We start from the raw sequence: 6,399 nt of genomic DNA on the forward strand, positions 1-6,399 counted from the left end.
AATTATTTATCTGAAATAAGTAAGAGAAAATGGCAGAAATAGACACCTCCGGTGGGGGTGGACATGGGAAAGGCGGCAAAGTTCGCGGCAAGAAAATGTCCACCCGGGTCGATATGACTCCAATGGTTGATTTGGGTTTCCTCCTGATTACCTTCTTTATGTTGGCAACCACGATGAGCAAGCCCACTTCAATGACGCTAAACGTTCCCCACAAGGAAAAAGACGAGAAGCAAAAGCAGGCGGAGCCATTGAAAGCGTCGAAGGTATTGACCATATTTATGGGAAAAAACAACGATGCTTACGTGCTTGATGGTGTAGCTGCCGATGATGAAAAAGCCCCGGAAGCTTTGGCTAAAGTTGGCTATGGCTCGGAGCTTCGGGATGCGATTCTGAAAGCTAAACAAAGAGTTAATGCCGCCTTCCCGTTGGAGGAAGACGGATCGGAACCTTTCGTGGCGGTTATAAAACCTACACCGGTTTCGAACTACAAAAACCTTGTTGACGTTTTAGATGAGATGGCTATTACCAAAACCAAACGTTATGCGATGGTAGATAATCTGACCGACTCGGAGAAGAAGCTCCTCGGAGACAAGATTACACCTTAGTATTTCGTTTGAGATGTGTAAATAATAAAATTTTAACACGTAAAAATCATGTCAGAAATAAGCCGCGGTGCATCACTAGATGATATAGTGTTTGCAAATCGCAACAAGGCATACGGTGCCTATGCCCTCCGAAAGGGATATAGGGGCGTAGTGACCAAGGCTACTATCATTGGGGCATCGATTTTCCTTGTGGCCATGTTCGCTCCCAAATTGATCGACAAATTGGGGCTTGGTAAGGAAGAAAAGGAAGAAGTGATGGTCGATGTGAATCTTATGGATTTACCTCCGCCCCCCATTGACGAGAATGAGCCGCCACCCCCGCCGCCCCCGCCCGTGGAGCAACCTAAGGTGGAGACGGTGAAGTTCTTGCCACCTGAGGTGAAGAAAGATGAGGAAGTTCCGCAGGAGTCTCCCCCGCCGACAGTTGAAAAACTGGAAGTCGCGGTAGCAGCGGCGCAAACGCAGGAAGGTGACCCCAATGCGACCGAGCTGATTATCGCTCCTGAGGCAATTGCCGCTCCCGGTAAAGGAGAGGTAATTGAAGCAGCGCCGGTTGAGGAGAAGGTGTTTACTGCGGTTGAGCAGCAACCGGAGTTCCCGGGTGGAACAACCGAGATGTACAAGTTCCTTCAGAAGAACATCAAGTACCCGGGTGCCGCTTCACGTGCCAATATCCAGGGGAGGGTGTTTCTCCAGTTTGTAGTAAATACCGACGGTAGTATTACAGACGTGGAAGTCGTAAAAGGAGTTGGTTTCGGTTGCGATGAAGAAGCACAACGGGTTGTAAAAACCATGCCCAAATGGAAGCCGGGAAGACAGTCCGGGCGAGCTGTTAGGGTGAAATACACCCTTCCGGTGAACTTCCAGCTGGAATAATGAGAAGAAAGACGCCGCTGCACGTGCAGGTCAGTATGATCGTATCGTGCTTTATGGCACTCGTTTATGTAGGAGGAGGCCTCTTTTTGATGGCCTCCTCTTCTTCGTTTGGCTTTTTAAAGGCAGGGACCTGGGAAAGAATACTATTGGGCGTTCTCCTGGTAGGTTACGGATGTTTTAGAGCGCAGCGTGCCTGGAAGATCTATAAAGATATTTCGGAATCATGAACAAGTTGAAAGCCCTGTTTGTGCTGCTTGGTATTCTGCTTTTCGCAGGGTGCGGACCGACCGACACAAAAGACAACCCCACCAGGGGTAGTATCAGAATTGCCGCTGACGAGTCGTTTCAGCCGCTCGTAGATGCGCTTACGCATGCCTACGAAGGAATCTACCCCAATACCCATTTCGAGAACCTGTATCTGCCCGAGCAAAAAGCAATACTGGCGCTCCTGCAGGATAGTGTGCGCATGGTGTTTGTTACCCGCAAGCTGACCGAGCGCGAAAATGAAATGCTCCTGCAGCAGGCGAGCACGCCTAAAACCCATAACATTGCTATTGACGGGGTCGCTTTGATTACTTCCGATCAGAATGCAGGGACAATGGTGACCCTGGAGGAGCTTGGCCGGGTGTTTAAAGGAGAGATTAAAAACTGGGAGCAGCTCGGAGCTACCAAAAGGAGCGGGCCGATCAGCCTTGTTTTTGACGATGCGAACTCCAGCAACCTGCTGTATCTTTCCCGGCTTCTGAAAGTCACAGATTTCAACACTTTAAAGATTTCTGTGGCGGGTTCCCATCAAAAAGTAATAGAGCACGTTAAGCAGAATCCCGGCGCTATCGGGTTCATCGGTATGAACTGGATCAGCGACGGAAAAGAGCAATCTGCCCGCGATCGGGCTGATAAGCTGTACGTAATCGGGGTGGGAAGAGAGGCCGGAAAGGATTCGGCGACTACCTATTATTACCCGTTTCAGGAAGATCTGGGAAATGGAAATTATCCCCTGGCACGGGAATTGTATGCTATTACGCGCGAGGCGCACCCGGGGTTGGGTGGCGGGTTGCTGACTTATATCGCAAGAGACGTCGGCGGTCTTGTCATCATGAAAATGGGCCTTGTTCCCAGCGTACCTTATCATCGGGATATGATTTTGAAAACAGAATAAACCGGGCGTGTTTCCGAAAGTTTTTATATATTTGTTTTGTAAGGTGTCAATCCATCGAACTTTAAATTTTCTTTTTTTCAACCTTATTTATGATGAACAAGCAATTCAAGCAACTTTTTAGTGCAGTTGTTATAAGCATGCTAACCTTCTCTGTCGGCTTGGCGCAGACCATCGAGGAGGGGTTGGCGGAGCTTAAGGCGGAACGGACCAAAGAAGCTGGTGAAGTTTTTACAAAATTGGCGGAAGGGAGTCCATCAGCCGACAATTCTTATTACTTAGGCTATTTTTATCTGAAAACAGGGCAGTTGGACAAGGCGGAGCAGGCTTTTAACAAAGGCTTGGAGCTCGACGGCAAAAATGTACTCAATACCATCGGGCTTGGCGCGGTAGCGTTGGGGAAAGGCGACCAGGCGAAAGGAAAGGAGCTGATCGACGGCGCTGTTAAAAAGAAGAAAAAAGACGCGAACGTTTTGTTCCGGGCTGGGGAGGCTTATACGCTTTTCGAGAAGAACAATGACCCGGCTGAGGCGATCCGTTTGCTGGATGAAGCCATTGCACGCGATAAAAATCTGGCCGATGCCTATATAGCAAAAGGCGATGCCTTTATGATCAAGAATGAAGGTGGCGCGGCGGCTACCGCTTATGAGTATGCACTCAGCGCGAAACCTGATTATCCGTTGGCCAACTATAAAATCGGTGAAATTTACCTTAGAGGTAAAAACTACAACGAAGCGGCCGGTTTCTATAAAAAGGCCATCGATGCAGATCCGAAATTTGCTCCTGCTTACCGGGATCTTGGCGAACTTTACTTTTTTGCGCGCCAGTACAAACGTGCGGACGAAAACTATTCTACCTACCTGAAAACAAGTGGTAGAAATGATCCGGATGCGATTCTGCGTGCTTCTCAGCTGGCGTTTACTGCAGACGATTATGCGCGGTCGCTTTCATTGCTGGAGAGCATCAAAGATAAATTGCAGGGTAATTCAATTATTGATCGTCAGTTCGGTTGGGCGTATTTCAAGACCAATGACATGGAAAAGGCCATCGCCAGCCTGAAGAAGTTTATTGCTTCCTCTCCTGAGAAGGTGATTTCAGACGATTATAAGTACCTGGGGCGCGCTTTCAATAAAATGGCGACCGATGGTAAGGAATATACTGCGGAAGGAATGGAAAACCTCAAGAAAGGAGCAGATCTGGATACCAACGCAACAGAGAAAGCGGCTACTTACAAGGAGATTGCAGGTATTTATACAAAAGGGAAAGATTACGATGAAGCAATTGAAGCTTACAGAAAGGGGATTAACCTTGATACTACCTCGGCTTCTACGCAGGACTATTACGGTCTTGGGATCGCCTATCTGCAGAGCGGCCTGGGGGTAGCGGTGCCTGATTCGAGCACTGCCGACAGCGCGCAGCTTGCAGATAAGCGGAAGGATCTTTTCCTGAAGTCGGATTCTACGTTTGCCATCCTGGCTAACAAGCTTCCGGACTGGCCGTATTCGTACTACTGGAGAGCATCCAGCCTGTACTATATCAATTCCATAGAGAACGTTAAAAATGGTACTTCGCTGCCATTCTATGAGAAGTTCCTGGCTTTGGGTGAAAATGACTCAAGTGTTCAGGCGAGCTTCAAAACGCGTGCGCTGAACTATGTGGCGGCGTACTACCAGACGACAGGAAATGACGCGGCCAAAGCGAAGGAGGTCTGGGAACGTCTCCTGAAGATCGACCCTAATCATGCCCAGGCGAAAGAGGCGCTGAAACAGCTTGAGGCGCCGGCGGCAGCAACACCGGCTCCGAAGTAGTCTAACAAGGATTAAAAAGGGTGGTACGGTCAGCGTATCACCCTTTTTATTTTGATATCTTTGGCGACTGCTTGAAAATAGTTGGTTTTATCCTTACATTTGCAGTCCCAAAAGAGTCTTTCTTGTGGGAAACCGGTTCGGGATGTAGCGCAGCCCGGTAGCGCACTTGCATGGGGTGCAAGGGGTCGCAAGTTCGAATCTTGTCATCCCGACTTCAATTGAGGCACTTACGATGAAGATCGTAGGTGCCTTTTTCGTTTACTGAGAATTAGTCGAACTTTTTTGTTGGGTTGTTTGGTTATATTGGCCTTCGAAGGAGATCTGCTGGTTAAAAAAATAGCGATAGAAGAAGTTTTCATTGATTCAGTGGGAATTTCCCGCATGTTTTTCAGTCTATGTTTAAAGAATTCCAGCGTTTACGTTTGGGAGTAGCCTCTATTGTCGTTCCGCTGTCACGACAATTCTGACGATTTCCGCCAGGGCATGCTCAAAGATCTCAACTTTCTTTCTTTCCGACTGAAGATGGCGCTCGCACCTATGCATACAGCGAATTTTTTCCAAAATAATTTGTCGCTTTAAAAAAAGCTGTCGTAATTTGTACTGTAATAAAAATAATTACAGTATGAGTAACGTCAGGTTCGCTACGGCACTCCATATACTCACGTTGCTGGAGCTCAACAGGGAGCAGTTTCTTTCGTCTGAGTTTATAGCAGGGAGCATCAACATTAATCCGGCGGTGGTTCGCAAAGAGATTAGTAACCTGAGGGCATTGGGTTTGGTAGAGAGCAAAGAGGGAAAAGGCGGGGGCTATGCTTTGGGCAAGCCTGCTTCTAAGATCGCTTTATCAGACGTGTACCGGTCAGTAAATGATTTGCCGTTGTTGGGGCGGTCAAATACGCCCAACCCCAATTGTCCGGTCGGTAGACAGATCAACGTCCATTTAGCCGATTTGTTTGCGTCAGCCGATACTGCTTTTTTAAAAGAGATCGGGAAAATTACAGTCGAAGATTTTAGTAAAAAGTTCAGATAAATTTTTTAACCAAAACTGTAACAATTTTTGGTACAGTATTTTTAATTACAAATAGATAATCATGAAAGTAGCATTAGTAGGAGCCACGGGCTTCGTCGGTACCGCAATTTTGAATGAATTGGTTCAAAGAGGCCACCAGGTCACAGCACTGGCCCGCAACACGGCTGCAATTGTGCCAAATGAGCGTATTATAGCCAAACAAGTGGATGTCTTGAAAGCGGACCAGCTCGCTGTAGTCGTCAAAGGACACGATGCCGTTATCAGCGCTTACAATGCCGGATGGACCAATCCGAATTTGTATGCAGAGTTTTTGCAAGGAGCGGCCGCTATCCAGGAAGGTGTGAAAAAGGCTGGTGTTAGCAGGTTTTTAGTGATCGGCGGGGCAGGTAGCCTTTATGTCGCCGATGGTGTCCAGGCGGTGGATACCGCTGACTTTCCGGCCGAATGGAAGCCAGGCGCATTAGCTGCCAGGGACTATCTGAACGACTTGAAGAATGAGCAGGAGCTGGATTGGACGTTTTTAAGCCCGGCACTGGAAATGCATCAGGGTACTTCCGGTGAACGTAAAGGATATTACCGCACGGGTTTGGAGACCCCGGTCTTTAACGAGGAAGGAAGAAGTGTTATTTCAGTAGAAGATGTGGCAGTTGCTATCGTCGATGAAGTTGAGAACCCTCAGCATACCGGTCGTCGTTTTACCGTAGCCTACTAGGCTTCAGATTCTTGTATCCGGCGACCTGATTTAGAATGCAGCCTTTGTGTACTTTGTGCGCTTTACGGTTAGTTTTTCACCACAGCGGCCACGAAGGACACGAAGGTTTTTTGTGATGGTTTGTAGTACCCTTTGTGTACTTTGTGCTCTTCTATGTTGAAAAGCAATTTTATAAGCTGATATTTCTGTTATTTTTATTTTTTAGCTGCATT

7 protein-coding genes and 1 tRNA gene are annotated in these 6,399 nt (G+C 47.7%); all 8 read left to right on the plus strand.

The genetic code is table 11. The features are described 5' to 3' along the window. Window positions 1–29: 29 nt before the first annotated feature. Entirely contained in the window at window positions 30–605 is a 576-nt protein-coding gene (locus ABD852_RS04130; RefSeq protein ID WP_345026754.1) for an ExbD/TolR family protein, read from the plus strand. A 48-nt stretch (window positions 606–653) separates the two neighbouring features. Then, window positions 654–1,481: an energy transducer TonB gene (locus ABD852_RS04135; RefSeq protein ID WP_345026755.1), complete on the plus strand. Its 828-nt coding sequence runs from the start codon at window positions 654–656 to the stop codon at window positions 1,479–1,481. Beyond that, window positions 1,481–1,708, plus strand: coding sequence for a hypothetical protein (locus ABD852_RS04140; RefSeq protein ID WP_345026756.1), 228 nt, complete (start codon window positions 1,481–1,483; stop codon window positions 1,706–1,708). Before ABD852_RS04135 ends, ABD852_RS04140 begins: the two co-directional genes overlap by 1 nt. Next, on the plus strand, window positions 1,705–2,640 hold the full coding sequence (locus ABD852_RS04145) for a PstS family phosphate ABC transporter substrate-binding protein (RefSeq protein ID WP_345026757.1): 936 nt from the start codon (window positions 1,705–1,707) through the stop codon (window positions 2,638–2,640). Before ABD852_RS04140 ends, ABD852_RS04145 begins: the two co-directional genes overlap by 4 nt. A gap of 137 nt (window positions 2,641–2,777) precedes the next feature. Further along, entirely contained in the window at window positions 2,778–4,445 is a 1,668-nt protein-coding gene (locus ABD852_RS04150; protein WP_345026758.1) for a tetratricopeptide repeat protein, read from the plus strand. Between the two features lie 138 nt (window positions 4,446–4,583). Further along, window positions 4,584–4,657 (plus strand) — tRNA-Pro (locus ABD852_RS04155). A 410-nt stretch (window positions 4,658–5,067) separates the two neighbouring features. After that, window positions 5,068–5,475, plus strand: coding sequence for an Rrf2 family transcriptional regulator (locus tag ABD852_RS04160; RefSeq protein ID WP_345026759.1), 408 nt, complete (start codon window positions 5,068–5,070; stop codon window positions 5,473–5,475). A 61-nt stretch (window positions 5,476–5,536) separates the two neighbouring features. Next, on the plus strand, window positions 5,537–6,187 hold the full coding sequence (locus tag ABD852_RS04165) for an NAD(P)-dependent oxidoreductase (protein ID WP_345026760.1): 651 nt from the start codon (window positions 5,537–5,539) through the stop codon (window positions 6,185–6,187). Window positions 6,188–6,399: the final 212 nt, after the last annotated feature.

The organism is Ravibacter arvi, from assembly GCF_039540405.1.
Lineage (GTDB): Bacteria > Bacteroidota > Bacteroidia > Cytophagales > Spirosomataceae > Ravibacter > Ravibacter arvi.

Excerpts from the sequence above, each read along its gene's own strand:
- ABD852_RS04140 (WP_345026756.1), top strand. The coding sequence starts at position 1,481 with ATGAGAAGAAAGACGCCGCTGCACGTGCAGGTCAGTATGATCGTATCG.
- ABD852_RS04165 (WP_345026760.1), top strand. The coding sequence starts at position 5,537 with ATGAAAGTAGCATTAGTAGGAGCCACGGGCTTCGTCGGTACCGCAATT.
- ABD852_RS04130 (WP_345026754.1), top strand. The coding sequence starts at position 30 with ATGGCAGAAATAGACACCTCCGGTGGGGGTGGACATGGGAAAGGCGGC.
- ABD852_RS04150 (WP_345026758.1), top strand. The coding sequence starts at position 2,778 with ATGCTAACCTTCTCTGTCGGCTTGGCGCAGACCATCGAGGAGGGGTTG.
- ABD852_RS04145 (WP_345026757.1), top strand. The coding sequence starts at position 1,705 with ATGAACAAGTTGAAAGCCCTGTTTGTGCTGCTTGGTATTCTGCTTTTC.
- ABD852_RS04135 (WP_345026755.1), top strand. The coding sequence starts at position 654 with ATGTCAGAAATAAGCCGCGGTGCATCACTAGATGATATAGTGTTTGCA.
- ABD852_RS04160 (WP_345026759.1), top strand. The coding sequence starts at position 5,068 with ATGAGTAACGTCAGGTTCGCTACGGCACTCCATATACTCACGTTGCTG.